The sequence below is a fragment of the Microbacterium canaveralium genome (assembly GCF_047238045.1).
Taxonomy (GTDB): Bacteria; Actinomycetota; Actinomycetes; order Actinomycetales; family Microbacteriaceae; genus Microbacterium.
The window spans coordinates 441,427-463,233 of the sequence record NZ_JBDFMA010000003.1 but is presented as its reverse complement, the minus strand read 5'-3'; the positions used below and the strand labels follow the sequence as shown (position 1 = coordinate 463,233).

At 71.1% G+C, this 21,807-nt stretch carries 21 protein-coding genes; 9 read left to right on the top strand and 12 right to left on the bottom strand.

Translation table 11 applies throughout. The annotated features are described in order from the left end of the window. Nucleotides 1-20 precede the first annotated feature (20 nt). Nucleotides 21-968, bottom strand: coding sequence for a PDR/VanB family oxidoreductase (locus tag ABC271_RS03125; RefSeq protein WP_412923459.1), 948 nt, complete (start codon nt 966-968; stop codon nt 21-23). Nucleotides 969-1,110: 142 nt separating this feature from the next. On the opposite strand from ABC271_RS03125, the gene ABC271_RS03120 reads away from it, so the two are divergent. From ABC271_RS03120 to ABC271_RS03105, 4 genes are all read left to right on the top strand, one after another. After that, complete coding sequence (locus ABC271_RS03120; RefSeq protein WP_412923458.1) at nt 1,111-1,833, top strand: GntR family transcriptional regulator; 723 nt, start codon at nt 1,111-1,113, stop codon at nt 1,831-1,833. Between the two features lie 236 nt (nt 1,834-2,069). Further along, on the top strand, nt 2,070-2,822 hold the full coding sequence (locus ABC271_RS03115; RefSeq protein ID WP_412923457.1) for a vWA domain-containing protein: 753 nt from the start codon (nt 2,070-2,072) through the stop codon (nt 2,820-2,822). 10 nt (nt 2,823-2,832) lie between these two features. Next, a complete protein-coding gene (locus ABC271_RS03110; protein WP_412923456.1) occupies nt 2,833-3,702 on the top strand; it encodes a protein phosphatase 2C domain-containing protein in 870 nt (289 codons plus the stop codon). Then, entirely contained in the window at nt 3,699-5,312 is a 1,614-nt protein-coding gene (locus ABC271_RS03105; protein WP_412923455.1) for a serine/threonine-protein kinase, read from the top strand. Before ABC271_RS03110 ends, ABC271_RS03105 begins: the two co-directional genes overlap by 4 nt. Here the strand turns inward: ABC271_RS03105 and ABC271_RS03100 are convergent. The 7 genes from ABC271_RS03100 to ABC271_RS03070 form a co-directional block, all read right to left on the bottom strand. After that, entirely contained in the window at nt 5,294-6,637 is a 1,344-nt protein-coding gene (locus ABC271_RS03100; RefSeq protein WP_412923454.1) for a hypothetical protein, read from the bottom strand. The two genes, ABC271_RS03105 and ABC271_RS03100, sit on opposite strands and share 19 nt — an antisense overlap. A 9-nt stretch (nt 6,638-6,646) precedes the next feature. Continuing rightward, nucleotides 6,647-8,065, bottom strand: coding sequence for a DUF4407 domain-containing protein (locus ABC271_RS03095; RefSeq protein WP_412926093.1), 1,419 nt, complete (start codon nt 8,063-8,065; stop codon nt 6,647-6,649). Between the two features lie 301 nt (nt 8,066-8,366). Next, nucleotides 8,367-8,879 (bottom strand): hypothetical protein, encoded by a 513-nt coding sequence (locus ABC271_RS03090; RefSeq protein ID WP_412923453.1) that lies wholly within the window; start codon nt 8,877-8,879, stop codon nt 8,367-8,369. Then, nucleotides 8,879-10,933 (bottom strand): primary-amine oxidase, encoded by a 2,055-nt coding sequence (locus tag ABC271_RS03085; protein WP_412923452.1) that lies wholly within the window; start codon nt 10,931-10,933, stop codon nt 8,879-8,881. The genes ABC271_RS03090 and ABC271_RS03085 overlap by 1 nt, the downstream gene beginning before the upstream one ends. A gap of 46 nt (nt 10,934-10,979) precedes the next feature. Further along, a complete protein-coding gene (locus ABC271_RS03080; protein ID WP_412923451.1) occupies nt 10,980-12,473 on the bottom strand; it encodes a gamma-glutamyltransferase in 1,494 nt (497 codons plus the stop codon). Nucleotide 12,474: 1 nt separating this feature from the next. Further along, nucleotides 12,475-13,572 (bottom strand): N-methyl-L-tryptophan oxidase, encoded by a 1,098-nt coding sequence (gene solA / locus ABC271_RS03075; protein ID WP_412923450.1) that lies wholly within the window; start codon nt 13,570-13,572, stop codon nt 12,475-12,477. After that, complete coding sequence (locus ABC271_RS03070; protein ID WP_412923449.1) at nt 13,569-14,825, bottom strand: aminotransferase class V-fold PLP-dependent enzyme; 1,257 nt, start codon at nt 14,823-14,825, stop codon at nt 13,569-13,571. Before ABC271_RS03070 ends, solA begins: the two co-directional genes overlap by 4 nt. Nucleotides 14,826-14,904: 79 nt before the next feature. On the opposite strand from ABC271_RS03070, the gene ABC271_RS03065 reads away from it, so the two are divergent. The 4 genes from ABC271_RS03065 to ABC271_RS03050 all read left to right on the top strand — a co-directional run bounded on the left by ABC271_RS03065 (nt 14,905) and on the right by ABC271_RS03050 (nt 17,771). Next, entirely contained in the window at nt 14,905-15,717 is an 813-nt protein-coding gene (locus tag ABC271_RS03065; protein ID WP_412923448.1) for a class II glutamine amidotransferase, read from the top strand. A gap of 25 nt (nt 15,718-15,742) precedes the next feature. After that, nucleotides 15,743-16,609: a spermidine synthase gene (locus ABC271_RS03060; RefSeq protein ID WP_412923447.1), complete on the top strand. Its 867-nt coding sequence runs from the start codon at nt 15,743-15,745 to the stop codon at nt 16,607-16,609. A gap of 116 nt (nt 16,610-16,725) precedes the next feature. Continuing rightward, complete coding sequence (locus ABC271_RS03055) at nt 16,726-17,253, top strand: tetratricopeptide repeat protein (RefSeq protein ID WP_412923446.1); 528 nt, start codon at nt 16,726-16,728, stop codon at nt 17,251-17,253. A 29-nt stretch (nt 17,254-17,282) separates the two neighbouring features. Beyond that, a complete protein-coding gene (locus ABC271_RS03050; protein WP_412923445.1) occupies nt 17,283-17,771 on the top strand; it encodes a SprT-like domain-containing protein in 489 nt (162 codons plus the stop codon). A 116-nt stretch (nt 17,772-17,887) separates the two neighbouring features. Here ABC271_RS03050 and ABC271_RS03045 read toward each other — a convergent pair whose 3' ends face one another. Beyond that, the gene (locus tag ABC271_RS03045; RefSeq protein WP_412923444.1) at nt 17,888-18,508 is read right to left on the bottom strand and encodes a 2-phosphosulfolactate phosphatase; all 621 of its coding nucleotides are present in this window, start codon (nt 18,506-18,508) and stop codon (nt 17,888-17,890) included. 84 nt (nt 18,509-18,592) lie between these two features. Between ABC271_RS03045 and ABC271_RS03040 the strand changes: the two genes are divergently transcribed. Further along, the gene (locus ABC271_RS03040; RefSeq protein ID WP_412923443.1) at nt 18,593-19,102 is read left to right on the top strand and encodes a hypothetical protein; all 510 of its coding nucleotides are present in this window, start codon (nt 18,593-18,595) and stop codon (nt 19,100-19,102) included. A 179-nt stretch (nt 19,103-19,281) separates the two neighbouring features. Here ABC271_RS03040 and ABC271_RS03035 read toward each other — a convergent pair whose 3' ends face one another. The 3 genes from ABC271_RS03035 to ABC271_RS03025 all read right to left on the bottom strand — a co-directional run bounded on the left by ABC271_RS03035 (nt 19,282) and on the right by ABC271_RS03025 (nt 21,779). Continuing rightward, nucleotides 19,282-19,932, bottom strand: coding sequence for a response regulator (locus ABC271_RS03035; protein ID WP_412923442.1), 651 nt, complete (start codon nt 19,930-19,932; stop codon nt 19,282-19,284). Nucleotides 19,933-20,011: 79 nt separating this feature from the next. After that, a complete protein-coding gene (locus ABC271_RS03030; RefSeq protein WP_412923441.1) occupies nt 20,012-21,163 on the bottom strand; it encodes a sensor histidine kinase in 1,152 nt (383 codons plus the stop codon). A 127-nt stretch (nt 21,164-21,290) separates the two neighbouring features. Continuing rightward, the gene (locus tag ABC271_RS03025) at nt 21,291-21,779 is read right to left on the bottom strand and encodes an Lrp/AsnC family transcriptional regulator (protein ID WP_412923440.1); all 489 of its coding nucleotides are present in this window, start codon (nt 21,777-21,779) and stop codon (nt 21,291-21,293) included. Nucleotides 21,780-21,807: the final 28 nt, after the last annotated feature.

Sequence of the window (21,807 nt, the reverse complement as noted above, 5' to 3'; positions counted from 1 at the left end):
GTGGGTTGTGTCCGGGGCTCTCAGGCCTGGAGCACGAGGAGGGGGCACGCGGACCGCGAAACGCAGACCATCATGCAGTCGTTCGCGGCACGTTCCTGTGAGGTGAGGACGAAGTCGCGGTGCTCGACCTCGCCTTCGAGCACGCCCGTCTCGCAGCTGCCGCAGATGCCCTCTTCGCAGTCGGAGAGCACGTCGACGCCGGCTTCGCGGATGACCTCGAGCACGCTCTGCTCGGGTTCGACGGTCAGCTCGACGCCCGTGAGCGCGAGACGCACGGCGAACGGTCCGCCGGGCTCGTACTCCACGGCCGGGGCGGTGAAATACTCCAGGTGAAGACGACCGGATGCCTCGGGCACCAGGCGCGTGACCTCCTCGAGCATGCGTGCCGGACCGCACGCGTACACGGCCGCGTTCGGGTGGGCCGCGAGCTCGGCCTCGAGGTCGGCTCGGACGCCCTCGTCGCGCGCGACGACGTCGACCGCTCCCCCCGGGAGGGCGGCGAGATCGTCGAGGAACGCCATGCGGGTGCGGGAGGCGCCGAGGTACAGCACGCGCCACGGCACGCCCGCCGCGGCCGCGGCGCGCACCATGGGCAGAACCGGCGTGATGCCGATGCCGCCCGCGAGGAAGAGGTACTCGTCGGCGGGTTCGAGGCCGAAATGGTTGCGCGGACCGCGGAGCGACACGACGTCGCCCGGGCGCAGCCGCTCGTGCACGGCGCGGGAGCCGCCGCGGCTCTGCTCCTCGTGCAGGACGGCGACGCGGTAGCGCGCCGACCCGGGCTCGCCGCACAGCGAGTACTGCCGCACCGGTGCGCCGGGGAGGGCGAGGTCGATATGGGCGCCGGGTGTCCATTCGGGGAGCGGCCCGTCGACCCCCTCGAGCTCGACCGACATGACGTCGGCGGTCTCGAGCGTCAGAGAGCGCACGCGGGCGCGGAGCTCGGTGGCATCCTCTCGGGTCGTCATGTTTGGATCCTAACAGAAACAAATTGGATCCCGAATGCATGACCTGGGAGCCAGACCCGCGTGGATTGCGTGGCATCCGGGAGCCCTTCTGCTAGGTTCGGCAGTCGCGGGAGCGCGACCACGACCGACCGAGAGGGGCAGCATGGCCGCAGGGGGGGACACCGAGATCTCGGCGGCCGGGGGGCACGCCCTCGTCGATGAGATCGCCGCCAAGATCCGGGAACGGATCATGTCGGGCGACATTCCGATCGGAGCGCAGCTGCGCCAGGCGGAGCTCGCGAGCGACTTCGGCGTCAGCCGCACCCCCGTGCGCGAAGCGCTGCGTCAGCTGCAGACGGGTGGGCTCATCGAGGTGCTGCCCAACCGAGGCGCCGTGGTACGCGTGCCCGCGCCGTGGGAGGTGCGCGAAGCGTACGAGGTGCGCGCCGAGCTCGAGGCCCTCGCCGCCGCCCGCGCCGTCGAACGCATCTCGCGCGGCGACGTCGCGCGCCTGCGCGAGGCGAACCAGGACATGTACGACCGCTCCGTCGAGCGCGAGCGGGGCCAGGGTGACCCGGCGCTCGCCAGCCGCCGCGAGAACGATGTCTTCCACAACACGATCGCGCAGGTCTCGGCCAACGCCCGCCTCGCCCGCGCCATCGAGGAGATCAACGAGACCTTCCCCCGCAACGTGTCGGCCCAGCTCCTCGTGGGCGACGACCGCCACCGCGAAGAGAACTTCCAGGAGCACGTCCGCATCATCGAGGCGATCGAGAGCGGCGACGCCGAGGCCGCCCGCCGAGAGATGCGCGAGCACGTCCTCAAGGCCGGCGAGCAGCTCGCGCGGTGGTACGAGCGGCGCTCCGCGACGGTGTTCACGGGCTGACGCGGGGCTCCGCGGGTCGGTGCACGTTCTGTGGCACGGGGCGTCAGCGGTGGCCCCGGGGCCACGAATGCGGCTGCTCAGCCCACCCATCCCCGGGATCGGTAGACCCGGGTGATGGATCAGTCGCGCACCGGCTCGCCAGCCGTCTCAGACACCGCCGAACACCGTCGTTGTGTGGCTGCGACGGCTCCGGATACCGTGACCGTACGTGCAATATCAACATCTGGGGGGAATGTATGAACGAGTACGCAGAGGGCGTCGATGACGCCCGCGACGTCGACATCGCCGAGGGTCAGGAGGTGATGCCGTTTTACATCATCCTCGACCAATCCGGGTCGATGAGTGCGGACCTGGGAACTTTGCATTCGGCGGTGCAGGAGATCGTCGCCGAGCTCCGAGCCGATGCGGCCACGGACGACACGGCCTTGCTGGGCGTGATCAGCTTCGGCTCGACCGCGCGGGTGACGATTCCGCTCTCGCGATTGTCCAACATCGAGTCGGTCGAACCGCTCACCATTCTCGGCGGCACGAACTTCAGCTCGGCGTGGGAGACATATGACCGTGCCGTTCGCGCGGATACGGCGGCCATCAAGGCGAAGAACGGGAGCTACCACCGTCCCTGCGTGTTCTTCCTCACGGACGGGCAGCCCGACCACAACGACAGGGGTCGATTCCGAGACACGTTCCTCAGGCTTCAGGGCGCAGAGGCGAACAAGGCGTGGCCGTACGTCGTGGCCTACGGCTTCCGAGATGCGGACGTCGAGGTGCTCAAGAGCATCGCGTACCCCGACTTCGGCGAGAAGCGGGGAGAGTACTTCCTTTTTAAGAATGCTGATATCAAGTCGGTGATCGCGCAGGTGAAGCACCTGATCAATCAGACGGTCATCCGCGCCAGTGCCGCGGCCGCATCCAGCCAGCCGAACCTCCAGGCCGCGCGTCCGGCACCCGCATCCGACATCGCGCACGGAACAGTCGACGCGACGTTCTAGGAGCCGGGCCGTGGTGAAACGTCTTCGCGACATCCCGTACCCGATCGGCATCCCCGGGCGACTCGCCAGCGAGGTGCGCCTGGGAGTGCCGCTCGGACCCTCCGCCAGCCCCGAGATCGAACTCGCGGAACATGACATCGACGGCGCGGCGATCCGCGCCGCCTCGGTGCGCGGCCTCCTGCACCGAAACCGGGGCACAGAACGGCAGGATGCCTTCTCGTGCGCCTGGCGGGCAGAGCGGTCGAGTCTCCTGATCGCCGTCGCGGACGGGGTCGGATCCCGGTCGCGTTCCCGAGAAGCCAGTGCGGCCGCCGTGAGGGTGGCCGCCGATGCCTGGAGTTTGGAGGACACAACCCTCGGCGAGCTCGTGCAACGGGCGAACGCCCACCTCCTCGAACACACGGTGATCGGAGAATCGGGGTTCCCCCTCGGCGGAACGACTCTCACGCTCGTGGAGGTCTCCATCGTGGATGGCGTCATCGGCCCGGGCCATATCGCGTGGGTCGGCGACTCTCCCGTGTGGGTGTTGTCCGGTGGAGCCTGGTCCGAGGCGACAGCCTCGGCGGTTGCGGGCGACGCCTTCGCCGCACCGATCGACGCGCTGCCCTCCGCACGAGCAGTCGTGCAGTTCGCCACGCTGCCCGGCGGCGCAGACAGCATCTTCGTCATGACGGACGGGGTCGGCGTGCCCCTCCGCAACTCGCACGAGGTGCGGCAGGCTCTGGCGTCATGGTGGGCGGACGCGCCCGGTATCTACACCTTCGGCGGGCAGGTGGAGTTCGCGCGCCAAAGCTTCCAGGACGACCGAACCGTGGTGGGCGTGTGGTCTGCCGCGACCGCCGACCCGGACGGTGTCGCGGCGTCGAGGGACGCCATATGAACGTCGAGCTGTCGTCCCTCCGCATCGAGAACGAAATCGGCGACGGAGGGTTCGGAGTCGTTCACGAGGTCGCGGGAACACCCGTACCCGGTGACACGCGGCCCATGGTTCTCAAGCGGCCCAAGCCGGACATCGACCCGGTGCACGTTCCTGCCGTTCTGGAGGGGATGCACCGTGCGGTGGCCTTTCGCGCGGTGTTGAGCGATGCCGATCGGCAGAAGATCGACGAGATCGCCGTCTGGCCGGTCGCGATGGTCGTCGACCAAGGTCGAGAAGTGGGATGCCTGCTGCCCTTGATTCCCCCCGAATTCTTCATGGACATTCACCCGACCAACAACATCCCGGGCGCGCGCAAGCCGCGCGGGTACGAGTACCTGAGCGCACCGGAGCAATCGAGGAAGAATCTCGGGTACGACCACCCCGACTACGACGACGACGCGCTGCGGCTGCATGTACTCGCCAAGCTCGCGGGCGCCGTCGAGCTGCTCCACGGGCACGGGGTGGTGTTCGGAGACCTCAACCCGCACAACGAGGTGTTCACTTTCTCGCCCGCGCGCGTGTTGCTGTTGGACTGCGACGCGGTCGGGCACGTGTCGGACCCCACCCGTGCGGCCCGTCAAGGCCACTTCCCCCGGTGGCTTCCCCCCGAGATGTCTCAGGGCAACGATGACTCGCGGCCACACGTGAAGATGCTGCAGGACTTCGAGACCGACGTGTACAAGCTCGGGCTCGCTTTCGTGCGCTTCATCCGCGGAGGGAAAGGGGCCACGCAGCGTGGAGCACTCCCGTCACCACCGCCACCCGTCGTCACGAGTCAACTCGCCGCCATGATCGAGCGGGCGTTGGATCCCGATCCGGCGAACAGGCCGACCGCCGGACAACTGCGGTACGCCGCGGAGGATGCCGTCCGCACGGTGATCGCCCCTCCCGTTATCACGCACGCCGGCCTGAGCAAGCCTGCGGCCCTGCGGGGAAGCGACATCATCGCCTCCTGGCACATCCAGTCGGGGAGCCCCTACGAGGTGCAGATCTCGGGCCCCTCCGGCGAGTGGGCGAGCGTGCCAGGAGATCGCGACAGCGCACCCGTCCGCGTCCCCCACGCCGGCCAGGTCGTGCTTCACGTGCGAACCAGATATGACAGCGCCACGCGCGTCCTCGGCACGGTCGACTGCTACGAGCTGCCGCCCTTCCACGTGGAGACGGGAGCACTTCCTGCACCGTACGTCCCGGCCCTCCCCGCCTTCACTGCCCCGTCCGTTCTTCGCGATGACATCCGTGTTCCCCTGCCGGCGTGGCCGACCTCGATGGACGACCTCACGAACGGCGCCGCGGAGCTGGCATCCACCGCTCCTTCGATGGAGAGACTCGGCTTCGACGTCGCGGAGCTGCTGCGCGCCTCCGGCTTCGACGATCTCCGGGCGGATCTGACGCGCTCGTTCCCCCTGCCCGATGCTCTTTCGCTCGGGTCTTCCCTCGTCGCGGTCCTCGAAGAGCACCTTTCCGCGATCATGAGCGCGCAGGCCCTCGCGTTCGCAGAAATCGCCGAGGAGCTCGGCGACCAGAAGCGGAGCCCCGCCGAGGAGAACGGCAGTCAGTCCTCACCTTCCTGATCGATCGGCGACAGCACTTCGGCGAGGAAGATCTTCGCGCCGTCCTGCTCTGCCTGCAGCACACGGGAGGGCGGTTGCTCCAGCTCCCACGGGGTCTCCATCCATCCGGAGTCCCCAGCCAGGAGCCAGGTCACCGAGTCCACGGCGCCCAGCAATTCTCGGTACGCGCTGTCGGCGGAAGAGTCGACGAACGGCGGCTCGGTGGCGAACACGACGACGTGCAAGGAACCCACGTCATGACCGCGAAGCCGCAGCGACGCGACGTCTCGCGAGAGTTGGGCCGACACTTCTCCGGCGGCGTGCCCGAGGTCGAAGTCGTTGCTGCGATCGGTCCTGCGCCACGCGGGAGGAAGGAGATTCGGTACCGTGGGCCCGGCCACGCGCGAGAGCGTTGCGCCCATGTTCGCAGCGATGACAACCCACTGCCGCCCGAGCCCGCGCGTGATGAGAGTCAGTGCGGCATCGCGCGTGCGCATCGACCTCTTGTCCCACTGCGGGGAGGCCGCCACGACCACGTAGAGCAGAGGGCGTCGAGCTCCCGGCAGCGGCCGAAGCTCATCGAACTCGGCTACCCCCACGCGCTCCGCCGCCCGTCTGACCTTCGAGGTTTCGCTGCGCCAGTCGTCCAGCTGTGACGCGAACGCGGTGCGAACGTCCTGGACGAACGCGGGCCCGCGTCCGGGAAGTCGGTCATCGGCGCGCGAGAAGCGTTCCGCGCTCCGCCCGGGATCGCGGTACCCCTCGCCGGCCGTCGATCGAGTGGCGTAGCCGCCCTCGACAGGCATCGACGGAAGCGGAGAAGCCTGGTCGCGCCCGGCCACGGGATCGCGAGACACCGGCGCCGGGGCCGGCTCCTGAGCATGCCCGAAGGCCTCGATGAGCGGTCGTGGCGTGCCGCGGTGTCCTTCCGCCGCCGTGAGCGCCGCGATCACGGCCCTCCGGGCAACGACGTCGGGGGCGGCGCTGCGCTGGCGAACCTGTTCAACGACCGCAGCGGTGAACCGCACCGCGTTGAGGGGCTCGAGGTGCGGGGCGAGCGAGCCGTCCACCGTATCGGCCGGTTCGCACCAGACCAGGGAGATCGCGGATGCCTCCGTCTCGTCGAGGACCCTGCCCAGGACATCGTCCACCGATGTCGGAAGGCCCCCCGCGTCGCCGGGCGATCGGACCAGGACATGGAAGCTGACCTCGTCGAATTCGGGCGAGGCGAGCACGGTCGCGGCGGCGGCGTTCAGGACGGCCCACGACGTCGTGGGGATCTCGCCCGAGGGGGAGGCGACGATGATCGCCGTGTGGATCCAGCTTTCCGAGATCGGATACGTCACGTCGTGGCCTTAGGGGTGAGCGGCGTCGTGCGTGGTCGGCCGCGGTGGAGGGCCGTCCTGCCGCGGGTCGGCGTGAGGGAGGTGAGAGCTCCACGTGGCGAGAGCAAGATCCAGGACTTTCTCCATCTCTCGCGCGACGTGCACATTCGCTTTCCGCGCCTGATCGGCTTCCAGTTCGAGCATGTGCTCGATCTGCTTGCGACGATTACCCGAACGCTGCTGGGCCTCCCACCGGCTGTCGTTGCGCTCGATCTTCTCCCGTTCGACCATCGAGGCCTTGTCCATGGCTTCGACCTGCTCGTAGAGGGATTTGTCCCCGTAGGCCATCACGGATTTCGAGACCACGGGCAGGATCTCGAACATGAAGAAGAGGGTCGCGAGAGCGAAATGCGCCCAGCCGATGATCGGGCTGCCCTCGGTCTCCCTCAGGACGTTGCCCTGGGCATCGACCATCCGGTCTCCGAAAGTGAGTGTCTCCAGCGCGTTCATCCGGGCGATGAGGCCCGTCGAGTTGGCCACGTCCGTCTGGATACGCGTGCGCTCGGCGTCATAGGCGGCGAGCGCCTGCTCTTCGGCGAGGCGTGCCGCCTCGACCTGCGTGGCCGCCTGCTGGCGGTTCGCCGCTTCCGACGACTCGTTCGCACCGGCGGAGGCCGCCTCGGCTTCGGAGAGTGCCGCCTCAGCGCTCTGAAGCTGCTGCGAGAGGGAGGACCAACGCTGGTTGGCCTCATCGATCTGCTGCTGCGCTGAGCGGGCGTTGGTTCCGTCGCCCGGTGTGCCCGAACAACCCGCGACGTTTCCACCGTTCAGCTCGCACTGGTACAACGCGCGCGCACTCTGAAGGTCGGTGCTGGCCTGAGCGAGCTGATCGGTGAGGCGAGCGACCTGAGCCCTCGCCTCCGACACCGAGTACGTCTCGGAATCCCCCGTTCCGGCGATCACACCTGTCCGTTCCTGCTCCGCGAGATCGAGGTAGCGCTGTCGCGTATCGTCGCGGGCCTTTGCGAGAATGCCGGTTTCCAGCGCCTGGAGCTGCGTCGTCTCCTCGACCTGATTGATCGCGTTCATCTCACGAGTGATCTCGTCGTTGAAGAGTTGGAGAACCAGCGGTTCAGCGACGATGACGCCGATCACGGCTGCCATGGCGACGCGTGGCAGAGCAGCGATGACGAGAACGGATACGTTCCTCGTCGACTTGATGGACGATGTCAGAAAACGGTCCAGGTTGAAGATCAGCGCCATCCAGATCAGCGCGAGCGGCGCAGCCACCCACCACCACACCTCCATCGCAGTGATGAGGGCGACGCAGATGGAGATCCCGGACAGCAATGCGGTGCCCAGCAGAACGAGGAACATGGTCACGAAACGACCGGCCTCCGATGGCGCCCGTTCGAGAACACGAGGGTCCGCACCGCCGAGAATCGCCATCAGACGCGTCGCGGGGTTCGTCAAGATCGCCCTGCCCCGGACACCCCTCGCGTCCCCTTGCCGTGAGCTCGTGGCCTTCCGACCGGGCGTGCCCGATCCACCACCCGAGCCCGATGGCGGTACGAAGAAATTTCCCGTCACCATGCCCAGATCCCCCCCATTCCAGAATCAGGCGCCAGCCCGGATGCGCGCCCCCCGCGCACCCCGGATGCCTCATCCTAGGGTGGCGGAATCACCGCCGGGTACCTGAATACGATCGGTCGTTTATCCGATCCCGGTGCCCGGGGTCGATCGGGTGCCCTCATCCCCCCAGCAGCAGCGGCGCCGCCATCAGCACCGCCGACGCCCCCATCGCCAACGGCGGCAGCCGCGTGACGAGCGGTCGATCACGGTGCGCGGCGACGAACAGCACCACACCGCCCACGGCGTACGCCGCCACCCCGACGAGCGTGAGCGCCACGAGCGGCATCGCCCCCGACCCGTGGTGAGACGTACCGACGGATGCCGGGACGTGCGCCGCGAGCAGAAGCGCCGCCATCAGCACGGCGCCGAGCGCATCGAAGGCGCGCATACGACGGTCGCCCCCGCGCCGCGCGGAACCCGGAGCCACCGCGACCAGCGCCGCGGCCAGCAACGCCGCCGCCCAGAACACCGCCGGCACACGCCCGCCGCCGACGACCATGTCGGCCATCGCCAGCAGCATGAGCGTCGCGATGAGCAGTTCACGCACGCGCGCGGCCGGACGGTCGGCGGCGACGCAGCACGCGCCCGCCGCCGTCGTCACCAGCGCGCCGACGTGCAGGACCTCCCCCATCAGTGCCCGTGGTGGTCGTGCCCGTGGTGCCCGTGCGCCGAGTGGTCGTGGCCCCCGGCGGCGTGGTCGTGCCCGTGGTGCTCGTGCCCGCCGACGTCGTGCCCGTGGAACGCGTGCCCCTCGGCCACGGCCCCACCGGAACCCGCGGTCGGCGCGTGGCAGTGGTCGCCGCCCGAGGACGGCGGCAGGTCGAGCGAGGGGTTGCGGGTGAAGAAGCCGTCCGGCTCGAACCGCAGGCCGATGCGGTGCACCGGCATGATCGGCCATTCCTCGGGCTTCGGGTAGTGGTGCACGCCGACGATCGGCCACAGCACCAGTTCGGCGCCGTCGAGCGGACGGTCGGCCTGCTGCCACGCCGTGATGCCCTCGGCCTCGAGCGGCGCCTGGTTGGGGTAGTCGCCGGTGATAAAGCGCTCGTTCGGGTCGTACGCCGTGGCCCACAGGTGCTTCGAGACGAACGGCGCCTTGCGCGCGACGATGCTGCCGGGCTTGGCGAACAGGCGCGTCGTGTGCATCGCGGACAGGCGGTAGGCGGTACTCTCACCGAAGCGGTTCGTGCGCTCGGTGTTCTCCACTCGCCAGTGCACCGCGCGGGAGGCATCCGCCATGCGTCCGGCATCCTTCTCGGACGCGATGACCTCCGAGACCATCTTGACGGCGTTCCCCCACGGGTTGAGCTCTTCGTCCTCCTCGACCTCGGCGTGCACCTCGACGAGGCGGTTCTTCGGTCCGTCGATCGCGGTGTCCATGCGCACGGCGAAGTAGTGCTGGTGCGTGGGTGCCTGGACGTTCGGGCTGACCATGCGACCGAAGGCCGGCATCTTCCCGTCGTCGATCCCCGACACCGACAGGATGCCGGTGAGCTTGATCTCCAGCTCGATCGAGCCGTCCTGGTACAGCGACCAGTAGAAGCCGTAGTCGTAGTTGGCGACGGTGGCGAAGAACGAGATCACGAGGCGCCGCGAGCGGCGGACGTCCGCCTCACCCGTGCGGGTGTTGACGTGCTTCCACAGGATGGAGGAGTCCTCCTCGTGCAGGCAGACACCGTTCGTGATCGTCTGCGCCTCGCCGAGCCCGTCGAGCACGTGGGCGTCGAAGTAGTGGATCTCGCCGAGGCAGTCGCATCCGAGTTCGAGGGATGCCGTCAGGGGGCCCGCGCCGTACTCGCCCCAGTCGAAGAAGTTCTTGCGGTACGCCGTCGGGTCGGAGTCGAGGTACGGCACGTACATCTCGTTGACGGCGGCACGGCGGAGGACGGGGCGCTCCACATCGCCGTCGCGGTACGCGATGTCGTGCAGCACGAGCCCCTCGCGGTGCGTGAAGCCGATGCGGAACGACCAGTTCTGCCACGTGACCTTGTGGCCCTCGACGGTGAAGCCGGGGCCCTCGGGCTGGGTGATCTCCAGCGGCGCGACGGTGCGGTCGGGTCCCCACGTGCCCGAACGGTAGTTGCCGCCCTCGCTGGCCATCGGGATGACGCCGTGGTCCTCGATGCGGATGATGTCGAGCGTCTCGAGGTCGAGGATCGGCACGAGGCCGGCGACCGGACGCGCGTAGCCGTTGTCGTCGGCGCTCTCGCGGTACCAGACGGTGCCCCACGACAGACGGCGGTCCATGAGGTCCTCCGGCTCGAAGCCGGTGATCGACTCGGGGTCCACCCACACGTGCGTCGTGTCGGTGATCCCGCGCTTGGCGAGGGCCTCCTTCAGCAGCGGGTGCTCGCGGGCGGCGCGGGCGATCGCGCGCGCCTCGTCGCTCGAGACGCCGGGGCGCTTGGCATCCACCGGACTCCAGGATGCCAGCGACGCCTCGGCGCGATCGGTGCCCGAGGTCCAGCCGGTGACCTCCCACGCGGCGTGCGCCGCCGGGTTCATCACGACCAGACGCACGGGACGTCCCTGGCCCGGCGCGAGGCTGCGAGCGAGCCCCTCCTCGACGGCGATGCCCCAGAAGCGGGGCTCGGAACCGATGCGCTCGTCCGCGCGCACGAGCGCGGTGACCTCCACGATCTCGCTCGGGGTGAGGGGGTCGCTCCAGTGCCGGTCGGCGGTCATCGGGTCTCCTTGGTGGGGCAGGGCGTGCGGTGGGGCGGGTGAACGGTCAGGGGACGAGGACGGCGACCCCGTCGGCGCGGGGGTCGCTCGCGGCATCGCGCACCCCGGCGGTGCGCGATCGGCGGACGAGCTGGACGTGGCCGGCTTCGTCGGCGGGTCCGGGGAACGCCGCGATCCCCAGCCCGAGGGCTTCGGCCCGCTCCCCCACGTCGGGAACGACCCCGGGCTCGGTCACGAGGGTCAGGCGATCGTGTCCCAGGTCGCGGTCGCCGATCACCCAGCGCGGGCGGCCGAGCAGTTCGTCCAGGTCGGTGGCGGGGTCTGTCGCGTCGGGGAGCAGCTGCGCGAGGATCCACGGCTGCGCTCGGCCGCCCTGGCATCCGGCGACCACCGTGAGGTCGTCGCGATCGACGATCGCCGGGGCGAGCGTGTGCGGCGGACGCGCTCCGGGGCGGATCGCCGCGGGTGAGGCCGGGTCGATCGAGAACGCCCCACCGCGGTTGTGGAGGAGGATGCCGGTCGCCGGGTCGAGGAGTCCGGAGCCGAACGTCTGGTACACGCTCTGCACGATCGTCACGGCATACCCGTCGTCGTCGATCGCGACGACCGCGGCGGTGTCTCCCTGCGGACGCGGCTCGCCGGGTCCGGTGAGCGGGCCGGCGTCGAGAGAGAGCAGGGCCTCGAGGTCGACGGGTCCCGCGGCGGGGTCGCCGAGGTGCGCGCCGCGCGCCTGGGCTCCGCGGACGCTCGCCTCGAGAAGCTCAGCGGCACCGGGATGCCGTTCACCCGCCGCGGCGACGCCGACGAGGATCGCGCCCACCGACGGCGGCGGAGCGACGCTGTACTCGGCGCCGCCGATCGTGCGGGTCAGCGCCTCGGTGACCTCGGGGCGGTATCCGGCGAAGTCCTCCACGGTGTGAGTGCCTCCGTCGGCACGCAGCGTCGAAACGAGGGACCGGGCGATCTCGCCCGCGTAGAAGTCGTTCGGGTCGGCGGCCATCCGGCGAAGCGACCCGGCGAGCGCGGGCTGGACCAGAGCGTCGCCCTCGGCCAGCAGCTCACCGTCCCGGGTGAACACCTCGCGCAGGCCCGGGTCGGCGAGGATCGCATCGGCCCGCGAGACGAGGGCACGGGCCAAGCCCGCGCTGACCGGCGTGCCCGCCTCCGCCGTCGCGGCCGCCGCGTCAAGAGCACGCGAGAGCGGCAGAACGGCGCCGAGGCGCGCGATCGCCTCCCATCCGGCGAACATCCCCGGAACCGTGACCGAGCCGGCGCCGGCCCGCGGTACCTCGACCCACGTCGCGGCGACCTCGGCGATCGCGGCGGGGGCGGTGCCGGCGGCGACGATCGCGGTCGTCGAGCCGTCGGGCCGGCGGACCAGGGCGATGAGGTCGCCGCCGACCGCGCACTGGTGCGGGTAGACGACGGTGAGCATCGCGGCCGCGGCCAGGGCGGCATCCACGGCGTTACCCCCCGCGGCGAGGGCGGAGCGGCCCGCCTCGACGGCGGCGTGGTGCGGAGCGGCAAGGGCGGTGGTCATGTCAGATTCCTCGGCGGGCCGTCGAGACGAAGTCGAGATCGGGGCGGTCGACACCCGTGGCGAGGTCCGCGACGGCGTCCCCGATCGCCGGGCCGAATTTGAAGCCGTGACCCGAGCAGGCCGAGACGGCGATGACCTCGGGGCTGTCGGCGAGCGGACCGATGACGAAGCGCTTGTCCGCTGTCATCGTGTAGAGGCACGCGGCGAGCTCGACGGGCGCGGTGTCCAGAGCCGGGACGTAGCGGTGGAGCAGCTCGCGCAACGCCTCGGCCTCGGCCGGGGTCGGTGGGGCGACGGGGGTCTCGGGATCCCAGACCTCTCCGGCATCCACTCCGAGCTTGACGCCGTTGCCGTCGGCATCCGGGATGCCGAAAACGAGCCCCTCGGCGCGATCGACCGAGAAGGCTCCGAGCGCCGCCGGGATCCCCGCGGGTTGCCCCGCGCGGACCGTGACGGTGAGGATGCGCCACACCTCGAGAAGGTCGGACAGCTGCGGCAGCAGGCGACCGGCCCACGAGCCGCCCGCGATGACGAGACGCCCGGCGCGCACGGCGCCCCGGTCGGTGCGGACCTCGACGCCGTCCGCGGTGGAATCCCACCCGAGAACTCGCTCGCCGTCGCGGAGTTCCGCCCCGGCACCCTCGGCGAGTCCGCGCAGCGCGACCAGTGCGCGCTCGGCCTCGATCACGCCCGCCGACGGGTCGTAGACGGCGCGGTATCCGTCGGGCACGGCGAAGGACGGCATGAGGGATGCCATCTCGGCACGGTCCTCGACCAGGACGCACTCCGGGCCCTGCAGCTGCGCAGCGCCCTCGTGGGCGTACATCCCCCCGGTGCGATGCACCAGCGTCGTCCCCGACGCCCGCTCGAGCGCGCCCCACGCGTCGAAGGCCTTCTCGACCAGCGGATTCCACACCGGGTTCGGGTACGCGCGGCGGATCATGCGCGTCCGGCCGTGCGAGGAACCCCGGGAGTGCCCGGCGGTGAAGCGATCGATCCCGATCACCCGCACGCCGCGGCGGGCGAGCGACGCGACGGTCGACATCCCGTGGATGCCGAGTCCGAGCACGACGACGTCCGCCGACACGACCGCGCTCATCGCGTGATCCCCGTGGCGATGGCGGCCACTCCGTCCACGAGGGCGGCGACGTCGGTGTCGTCGTTGTAGACGTGCGGTGAGGCGCGGACGACGCTCGGCACGCCGCGGTCGCCGAGGTCCCACTGTCCGTGCGTCGCGGGGACCGACACGACCCGGACGCCGCGGCGGGCGAGTTCGACGACGGCGTCGGCCGCGCCGACCCCGTCGATCACGAAGGTGACGATGGCCGAGCGGCTGTCGGCGGGGTCGGCGACCGTGACGCCCTCGATGTCGGCGAGTGCGGTCCGGAGACGGCGGCCGGCGTCGATGAGCCACGCCTCGCTCTCGGGGATGCCGCGGGCCAGCGTCTCGTCCAGCGCGACGCCGAGTCCGAGCCTCGCGGCGACCGGACCTTCCCACGTCTCATATCGCCGCGCCGAGGCGTCGAGCTCCCAGCTCGCGCTCGACGTCCACTGGGCACCGCGGACGTCCGGGGCGATCGGCAGGAGACGCTCGAGCAGGGAATCGCGCACGTACGCGAACCCGGTGCCCCGCGGGGCGCGGAGGAACTTGCGGCCGGTCGTGACCATCATGTCGCACCCGATCTCGCGGACGTCGACCGAGAGGTGGCCGACCGACTGCGTGGCGTCGAGGATGTAGGTGCCTCCGTAGCGCTGCACGACCTCCCCGATCTCGGCGGCCGGCTCGACGAGACCGGACGAGGTGGGCACGTGGGCGACCGTCACGATCGACGGTACCCCGTCGGCGAGGATCGCCTCGAGCGCGGGGACGTCGACCCGGCGACCCTCGTCGTACGGGGCGATCACGAGGTCGATGTCGTGCTCGCGGGCGAGACTCATGAGGTGCAGCGCGTGGCTGACGTACGTGCTGGAGGAGGCGACGATGCGCTGCCCCCGGGTCGGACGCAGGGCGTCGAGGAGGATCCGCAAGCCCGTCGACGCGCTGTCGAACAGGGCGATCTCGGTCGACGCGGCGCCCACGAGCGCGGCCGCCGAGGCGTACACCGCGTCGATCCGCCCGCGTCGCTCGGCCGCTGCCTCGTACCCGCCTTTCTGCTCCTCCAGACGCAGATGGTCGACCACGGCGGTCACGACGCCGCGCGTCGGGAGCGCCGCTCCGGCGGCGTTGAAGTGGTGGGCGAGAGCCGAGCCCGCGGTGCGTGCTCGCTCCGCGGCGACGTCGATGGAGGGTCCGTCCGCGACGGGCGCGGGTGCCGTGGCCGTGACGGCGTCTGCGGTGGGGGGCGGGTTCATGGGGGACGGGATACCTCCGAGTAGGATCCAAACATACTACATGTGGATCCAATCTTTGATCGCTCGTCCCGGAGGTGCCATGTCCCGCATGCTCGCCTACGTCGGCCACCGCCCGGTCGACGCCGCCGCCACGCTCGGCGAGGACCTCCTGGCATCCTTCGCCGCCCTCTCCCGGGTGCACGCCGACGGGTGGGGGGCGGGGTGGCGCACCGAGTCCGGCGTGGCCGCGCGTCTGGCCACCGGACGCCCGGCCACGCGGGACGATCTCGCCCGTGCGGTCCGGATGCCGACGACGGCCGCCCTGCTCTACCTGCGTTTCGGCAGCGCGGGAACGGGCCTGAGCGAGACGGAAGCGCAGCCCTTCGTGTTCGGCGACGAGGCGTTCCAGCACAACGGAGCCCTCGCTCCGGCCGAGCGACTGCGCGCCGAACTCAGCGAGGAGGAGCGTGCGACCCTCCGCGGGAGCAACGACAGCGAGCTCTACTTCGCACGCCTCCGGCGCGCCCTCAGCCCCGGCACCGCCATCGACCCGACGAGGATCGCGGATGCCGTCGCCGCGGTGCGCGCGTCCTACCCGGACGCGTGCCTGAACGCGCTGCTGCTCACCCCGGACGCCCTCGTCGCGGTGCATTCCTCGGCGGGGCGTCCGGCCCCGCTGACCGCGTTCGCCGCGCGCGGGCTGGACGTCGCCGACCTGCCGCCCGGCCACGGCGCGGACTACAATCGCCTGTTCACCCGACGGACCGCGTCCGGGGCGCGGCTCGTGGCGACGACCGGCATCCCCCTGGACGGCTGGACGCCCCTCCCCGACGACACGGTCTCCCTGGTGACCCCCGACGCCCTCACCTCCGTCCCCCTGCCTCTCCCCCGTCCCCGCGCTCCGCGCGCGTGAGGGGTCGCCGGGCTAGCGTGGACACATGGCACGGATGCGAGTGGAACCCGACGACGCACCGACGGCGCGTCTGTCCGACGGGTCGATCGCGCGGGTGACCTCTTCGACGTTCGTCTCGGGGTCGGAGATCGTCGTGGACGGCACACCGCAATCCCACGTCGACCTGGACGACCCCACCCACCTGCACTTCGAATACGTCGCGCGCATGGGCGCGGTCATCGACCGACTCCGGATGCCGGGACAGCCGCTGACCGCGGTCCACCTCGGCGCCGGCGCACTGACGCTCCCCCGCTACGTCGAGGCCACACGGCCGGGATCCCGCCAGCAGGTCATCGAGTTGGAACCGGCGCTGTGGGACCTGGTGCGCGAGAACCTCCCCCTCCCGCGGGGAGCGGCGATCCGCGTCCGCATCGGAGACGCCCGCGCCGGCCTCGGTCGCCTGCCCGCGGGCCTCCACGGCGCGGTCGACCTCCTCGTCAGCGACGTGTACTCGGGCGCGCAGACCCCGGCCCACCTGACCACCGTCGAGTTCTACCGCGAGGCCGCCGGACTCCTGGCGCCCGACGGCGTCCTGCTGGTCAACGTGTCCGACGGTCCGGGACTGGCGTTCGCGCGGCGCCAGGTCGCCACCGTGCGCGACGTGCTCCCCGAGGTCATCGTGCTCGCCGAGGTCCAGGTGCTGAAGGGGCGTCGCTTCGGCAACCTCGTCGTCGCCGCCTCTGCCGCTCCCCTCCCCGTGGAGTGGCTGCCGCGTCTCATGGCCGCCGGCCCGCACCCCGCGAAGGTGTCCCAGGGCGCCGAGATCGACGAGTTCATCCGCGGCGCACGCCCGGCGACGGATGCCGACGCGACACCGTCACCGAAGCCCTCGGCATCCATTTTCGACCGCTGACAAGGGACGCCGAGCTGCTCGCCCGGGCGGGTTCGCGACCCGCCGGTGTGGCGAGGCGGAGCAACGGCCGCGGGCACCGCAGACTGGATGCCATCGGCCATTCGAGAGGAGCGAGGGTGAGCTATATCCACGGGTACGACCCCGACACGTTGCGCGAGATCACCGACTCTCGCGAGTGCGCGGAACGGCTCGAGGAGATCGGCTCGCAGCGCAGCCTCCCCGCTCTGCTCGAGCGCACCTGGCTCCTGAAGGTGCTCGACCGTTTCGACGAAGCGCTCACGGTCTCGGAGCAGTCGGTGCGCGTCGCGCGCATGGCCGGAACGCGCCGCGATCTGCTGCGGGCGCGCATCGTGCACGCCACCATTCAGCAGTGCCGGGGCGCGTTCGCCGCCGCCGAGCAGGAGCTGACCACGTGCGCCGAAGAGGCCGAGGGGCAGGGGTGGGCCGGTATCGCCGCGTTCGCGCTGCAGCACCGCGGCAAGGTGCACTACGACGAGGGCGAGTACGAGGCGGCCCGCCGCGACTTCAAGCGCGCCCTGTTCCTCCGTCAGAACGCCGGAGCCAGTGACGCCGAACTCGAGTCGACCCTTCTCGCGATCGACGCCGCCGACCGGCGGCGCACGCGCTCGGTCGTCGCGAGCTGACGTCGGAGCCCCTCTCTACGATTCCCGTCATGTCCGATCTGCAGCGTGTGCGCGTCTGGGCAGAGGCATTGATCGCCCTGCACCTGGATGACTCGTGGTCATTCGCCTTCGACAACGCCAAGCGCCGGGCCGGTCTCTGCGACTACGGCCGCCGCCGCATCAGCGTCTCGCGCTATCTCGCCGCCCGCTACGACGACGACACCAATCACCAGACGCTGTTGCACGAGGTCGCGCACGCGTTGGCCGGCGCCGCGGCGGGTCACGGACCGGTGTGGAAGCGCGCGGCCCGCGACCTCGGCTACGTCGGGGGCACCACGCACGCCGGCGAGACGGCCAACGAACTCGCGCCGTGGGTGGGCACGTGTCCGTCCGGCCACGTCGCGTACCGGCACCGCCGAGCGACGCGGCCCACGTCGTGCGCCAAGTGCGCGCCGTACTTCGACCCCCGCTTCGCGCTCACCTGGGTGCACCGCGAGATCACGCCCGCGACACGGCTGGCCGCGGCGACGCCGCGCTGACTTCCCGCATCACGCGGTGGTGCCCCGGCGAACCCAGCGCGTCCCGGGCCGCGTCGGCTCCCCGCGGCGCGCGGCGACACCGCGATGCGCCGGGTACCCGCTACCGGCGATCCGCGTCACGCGGCGGAGAAGACGCCCTCGCGCAGCACGGGGACGACGGATGCCGCGTCGCGCTCGGCCGCTTCGAGCACGAGGTCGCGGTCGCCGGCGTCGGCGTGCAGACGGCCCGTGCCGCTCGCGGTGAGGAGATGCCGCACGGCTCCCCGCAGCGCCCGGAAGCCCTCGCCGGCGACCGCTGCGTCCGGCGAGGCGTGATCGATGCCGTGGTCGCCCAGCGCCGCGACGACGGCCCCGGCGCCCAGGAGGTCTTCGACCGCGAATCGCACTCCCGCCCCCTCCGCATCGCCGGCCGCGATCACGGCGATGCTCGTCCGCTCGCCGCGCGAGCGCTGCACGTCGAGCACGTGCGAGGCGACGGCGGCGGCGTTGCGGATCCCGGCGACGACGACGTGCGCCCCCGCGCGTTCGGCGGCGAGGGCGAGGCGATCGGCCGCGTCGGTCGACGATGCCGCGTGCGCACGCGCGTCCTCCGCGGCCGCCAGCACCCGCGCCGACAGCCCCAGCGTCTGCACGACGACGACGACGCCCGCCGGGGCGAGTCGCCGCAGTCCCTCCTCGCCCCACTCCAGGCGTACCTGGTAGTTCGCCTGCGCGAGAGCGTCGGGGGTGTTCGGCATCCTTCGACCCTACGACGATCCGCCCTCCGACACCGGGCACGTCAACCCGCCCGCGTTCCCCGGTGTCCTTGACACAATGCGAGCATGCGCATTCTGCTGAAGTTCGAGATCGACTGCGATCCGGATGCCGCCTGGCGGGCCCTGCACTCACCGCGCGCGGTCGCGGAGCTCTACGGTCCGCTCCTCGCCGTCGAGACGCTCGAGGACGCTCCGACGTCGTTCGCGTCGGGCGACGACGTGCCGGTGCAGATGCGCGCGGCGGGTGTCTTCCCGGTGGGGCGGCAGCTCATCTCGGTCGCCGACCGTGAGACGTCCGACGCGAACGGCCGCGTGCGGGTGTTCCGCGACTGGGGCGTCCCGCTGACCGGCCCGCTCGCGGCGCTCGACGTCTGGGATCACCAGATGGCGGTCTCGGCGGTGCCGGGTGACCCGAACCGCACGCTGTGGCGCGAACGCCTCACGATCGGAGGGGCCGCCGCCCCGGCGCTCTGGCCGGGCCTGTGGGCGATGTGGCAGTGGCGCGCGACGCGCATCCGCGCCCTCGCTCCGACGTGGGCGCACGACCCGGAGCCCGCGGAGGGCGCGGCGGACTGAGGAACGCGTTGCTCGCACGGCTCGGCACGCGCCGGTCGGCAGAGCACGCAACCTCGGCGATCTGCACAACCTCCGTGCGTTCAGCCGGATGCCACTGAGCGTGGGCGGATCGCTGAGGTTGTGCTGGTGCCGATCCCGCGTCGCGGCAGTTGCACGCGCCGTCCCGGCGCGTGCGGCACTCAGACCAGCCCGTGGCGGTAGGCGAAGACCACGAGCTGGACCCGATCGCGAAGCGCGAGCTTGGTGAGGATGCGGCTCACGTGCGTCTTGACCGTCGCCTCGGACAGGAACTCGCGCGCGGCGATCTCGGCATTGCTCAGGCCCGCGGCGGCGAGGGCGAAGATCTCTCGCTCGCGATCGGTGAGCGTGCCATAGCTGGACGGGAGAGGGTCGGTCGAGCCCGTCTGGGCGATGTGGGCGAAGAGGTCGCGCGTCGCCTCCGCCGCGATCACGGCCGACCCGGCGTGGACCGTCCGCACCGCGGAGAGCAGGAACTCCGGCTCGGAGTCCTTCAGCAGGAAGCCGCTCGCACCGTGCTGGATCGCCCGAGCCGCCGCCTCATCGAGGTCGAACGTGGTCAGCACCACGACGCGCGGGGCGTCCGCGTCGCGGAGGATCTCCGCTGTCGCGGCGAGGCCGTCCATCACCGGCATCCGGACATCCATCAGCACGATGTCGGGGCGCGTCGCGCGCACGACCTCGACACCCTCACGTCCGTCGGATGCCTCGCCGACGACCTCCACGTCGGGCTGCGAGTTCAGCACCATGCGGATCCCGGCGCGGAACAGCGCCTGATCGTCGACGAGCACGACGCGGATCGACGAGGTCATGACGCGGTGTCCTTCCGAGGAACGGGGGTGGGATGGCATCCACTCTGCCGGTCGACCGGCGCATGAACGAACCGTGCGGTCACGAGGGCGCGCCGATCGGCAGCATCGCCCGGACGACGAAGTCGTCGGCCTCGGGCTGTGCCGACAACGTTCCGCCCGCCAGTTGCGCCCTCTCGCGCATGCCGATCACGCCGTGGCCGCCGGTGGACGGCGCGGCGCCGCCGCGGAGATTGCGCACGGTGAGCTCGACACGGTCCGGATGCCACGCGATCTGCACCGCCACGCGGCGGTCGGCTCCGTGGCGCAGGGCATTGGTGAGGGCCTCCTGGAGGATGCGGTACAGCGCCAGCTGGACGGTCGCGGGCGGCTCCGCATCCGGTGCCGGATCGACCGTGGCCTGCAGGTCGACCCCGGCGGCCCGGACCTGGGCGTACAGCACCTCGAGGTCGGCCAACGTCGGCTGCGGCCCGTCCGCCTGGCTGTGGCGCAACTGCTGCAGGAGCAGCCGGACATCGGACAGCGCCGCCCGGGCGGTCGTCGAGATCGTCGACAGCGCCTGCGTCGCGGCCTCGGGGTCCTGCGCGGCGGCGTACCGGGCGCCGTCGGCCTGCGCGATCACGACGGCGAGCGAATGTGCCACGACGTCGTGCATGTCGCGCGCGATTCGGACGCGCTCCTGCTCGGCGATCGTGGCCTCCTCCGCCGCGCGCTGAGCCGCGGCGTTGGCCGCGGCCCGGCGGGCCGTGCGGACCAGCGCCCCCGTCACCCACGCGAGGACGAACGCGAACCCCGAGGCCAGCAGCACCGCGAGGACGGCGAAGAGGCTGTTGGGGTTGATGACTCCGTCCACCCCTCGGAGGACGACGTACGCCGAGGCCACTCCGGCCCCCACGAACGCCGAAGCGAACCCCGCCCAGAACACGCGGCGGCTTCCGTAAGCGGCGGTGACGTAGAGCACGACGAACACGACGACGTCGGTCGGCGACGGATCACGGAGGAACGCCATCTGCACGCACGCCCCGACCCAGGCCAGGAAAAGTGCCAGTCCGGGCTGCAACCGGCGGAAGGCGAACGCCGCCGTCATGAGTCCGACGAACAGGAACGCCCCGAGGTTGCCCCCGACATCGCCCGGCTCCACCTCGATCACGATCGAGAACAGACCGAACACCCCGGCCACGACGAGGTCGACGGTCCGCTGGTATCGGAGCAGGGGACGCAGGGTGATGCGCATCCCCGTCACGCTACGCGGCGCGTGGGGCCGACGGCATCCATCGAGGGATGTATCCGGGTGCCGTGCCGCCGGGGGCGGTGCCCCGTCCAGCCGGCGGCGCCCCCGTTGGTGAGTGGCCGGCGCCGCGTCAGGCCGGGAAGTCCGCCGGCTCGATGGGTCGCGCCTCGAAGAAGGTCTGCAGCACGATCGTCGTGCGCGTGTTGACCTGTGCGGCGGCGCGGATGTCGCGGATGAGGGTCTCGAGATCGCGCGGCGTCGGTACGCGCACAAAGAGCATGTAGGCGGCGTCCCCGGCGACGGAGTGGCACGCCTCGATCGCGGTGAGGTGAGCGATCAGCTCGGGGGCGTTGTCGGGCTGAGCGGGGTCGAGCGGCGTGATCTCGACGAAAGCGGCGAGCGGGCGACCGAGCGCCTCTGCGTCGAGCACGGGCCGGTAGCCGCGGACGATCCCGCGCGCCTCCAGCCGACGCAGACGCGACTGCACGGCGGACACCGAAAGCCCGACCTTCTCGGACAGGTGCGCGAGGGTTGCGCGCGCGTCGAGGGAGATCTCGCGCACGATGGCCGCGTCGACGGGATCGTCGAGACGCACGCGGCGGGCAGAACCGTCGGACATGCGCCGAGAGTAGCAGTCGGGACCACAT

What these genes read in the sequence shown, in the direction of transcription:
- ABC271_RS03115 (WP_412923457.1), top strand. Translation starts at nt 2,070, where the DNA reads ATGAACGAGTACGCAGAGGGCGTCGATGACGCCCGCGACGTCGACATC.
- ABC271_RS03030 (WP_412923441.1), bottom strand. Translation starts at nt 21,163, where the DNA reads ATGCGCATCACCCTGCGTCCCCTGCTCCGATACCAGCGGACCGTCGAC.
- ABC271_RS03060 (WP_412923447.1), top strand. Translation starts at nt 15,743, where the DNA reads ATGGCACGGATGCGAGTGGAACCCGACGACGCACCGACGGCGCGTCTG.
- ABC271_RS03120 (WP_412923458.1), top strand. Translation starts at nt 1,111, where the DNA reads ATGGCCGCAGGGGGGGACACCGAGATCTCGGCGGCCGGGGGGCACGCC.
- ABC271_RS03025 (WP_412923440.1), bottom strand. Translation starts at nt 21,779, where the DNA reads ATGTCCGACGGTTCTGCCCGCCGCGTGCGTCTCGACGATCCCGTCGAC.
- ABC271_RS03050 (WP_412923445.1), top strand. Translation starts at nt 17,283, where the DNA reads ATGTCCGATCTGCAGCGTGTGCGCGTCTGGGCAGAGGCATTGATCGCC.
- ABC271_RS03040 (WP_412923443.1), top strand. Translation starts at nt 18,593, where the DNA reads ATGCGCATTCTGCTGAAGTTCGAGATCGACTGCGATCCGGATGCCGCC.
- solA (WP_412923450.1), bottom strand. Translation starts at nt 13,572, where the DNA reads ATGAGCGCGGTCGTGTCGGCGGACGTCGTCGTGCTCGGACTCGGCATC.
- ABC271_RS03070 (WP_412923449.1), bottom strand. Translation starts at nt 14,825, where the DNA reads ATGAACCCGCCCCCCACCGCAGACGCCGTCACGGCCACGGCACCCGCG.
- ABC271_RS03080 (WP_412923451.1), bottom strand. Translation starts at nt 12,473, where the DNA reads ATGACCACCGCCCTTGCCGCTCCGCACCACGCCGCCGTCGAGGCGGGC.
- ABC271_RS03090 (WP_412923453.1), bottom strand. Translation starts at nt 8,879, where the DNA reads ATGGGGGAGGTCCTGCACGTCGGCGCGCTGGTGACGACGGCGGCGGGC.
- ABC271_RS03045 (WP_412923444.1), bottom strand. Translation starts at nt 18,508, where the DNA reads ATGCCGAACACCCCCGACGCTCTCGCGCAGGCGAACTACCAGGTACGC.
- ABC271_RS03105 (WP_412923455.1), top strand. Translation starts at nt 3,699, where the DNA reads ATGAACGTCGAGCTGTCGTCCCTCCGCATCGAGAACGAAATCGGCGAC.
- ABC271_RS03065 (WP_412923448.1), top strand. Translation starts at nt 14,905, where the DNA reads ATGTCCCGCATGCTCGCCTACGTCGGCCACCGCCCGGTCGACGCCGCC.
- ABC271_RS03125 (WP_412923459.1), bottom strand. Translation starts at nt 968, where the DNA reads ATGACGACCCGAGAGGATGCCACCGAGCTCCGCGCCCGCGTGCGCTCT.
- ABC271_RS03085 (WP_412923452.1), bottom strand. Translation starts at nt 10,933, where the DNA reads ATGACCGCCGACCGGCACTGGAGCGACCCCCTCACCCCGAGCGAGATC.
- ABC271_RS03035 (WP_412923442.1), bottom strand. Translation starts at nt 19,932, where the DNA reads ATGACCTCGTCGATCCGCGTCGTGCTCGTCGACGATCAGGCGCTGTTC.
- ABC271_RS03095 (WP_412926093.1), bottom strand. Translation starts at nt 8,065, where the DNA reads ATGGCGATTCTCGGCGGTGCGGACCCTCGTGTTCTCGAACGGGCGCCA.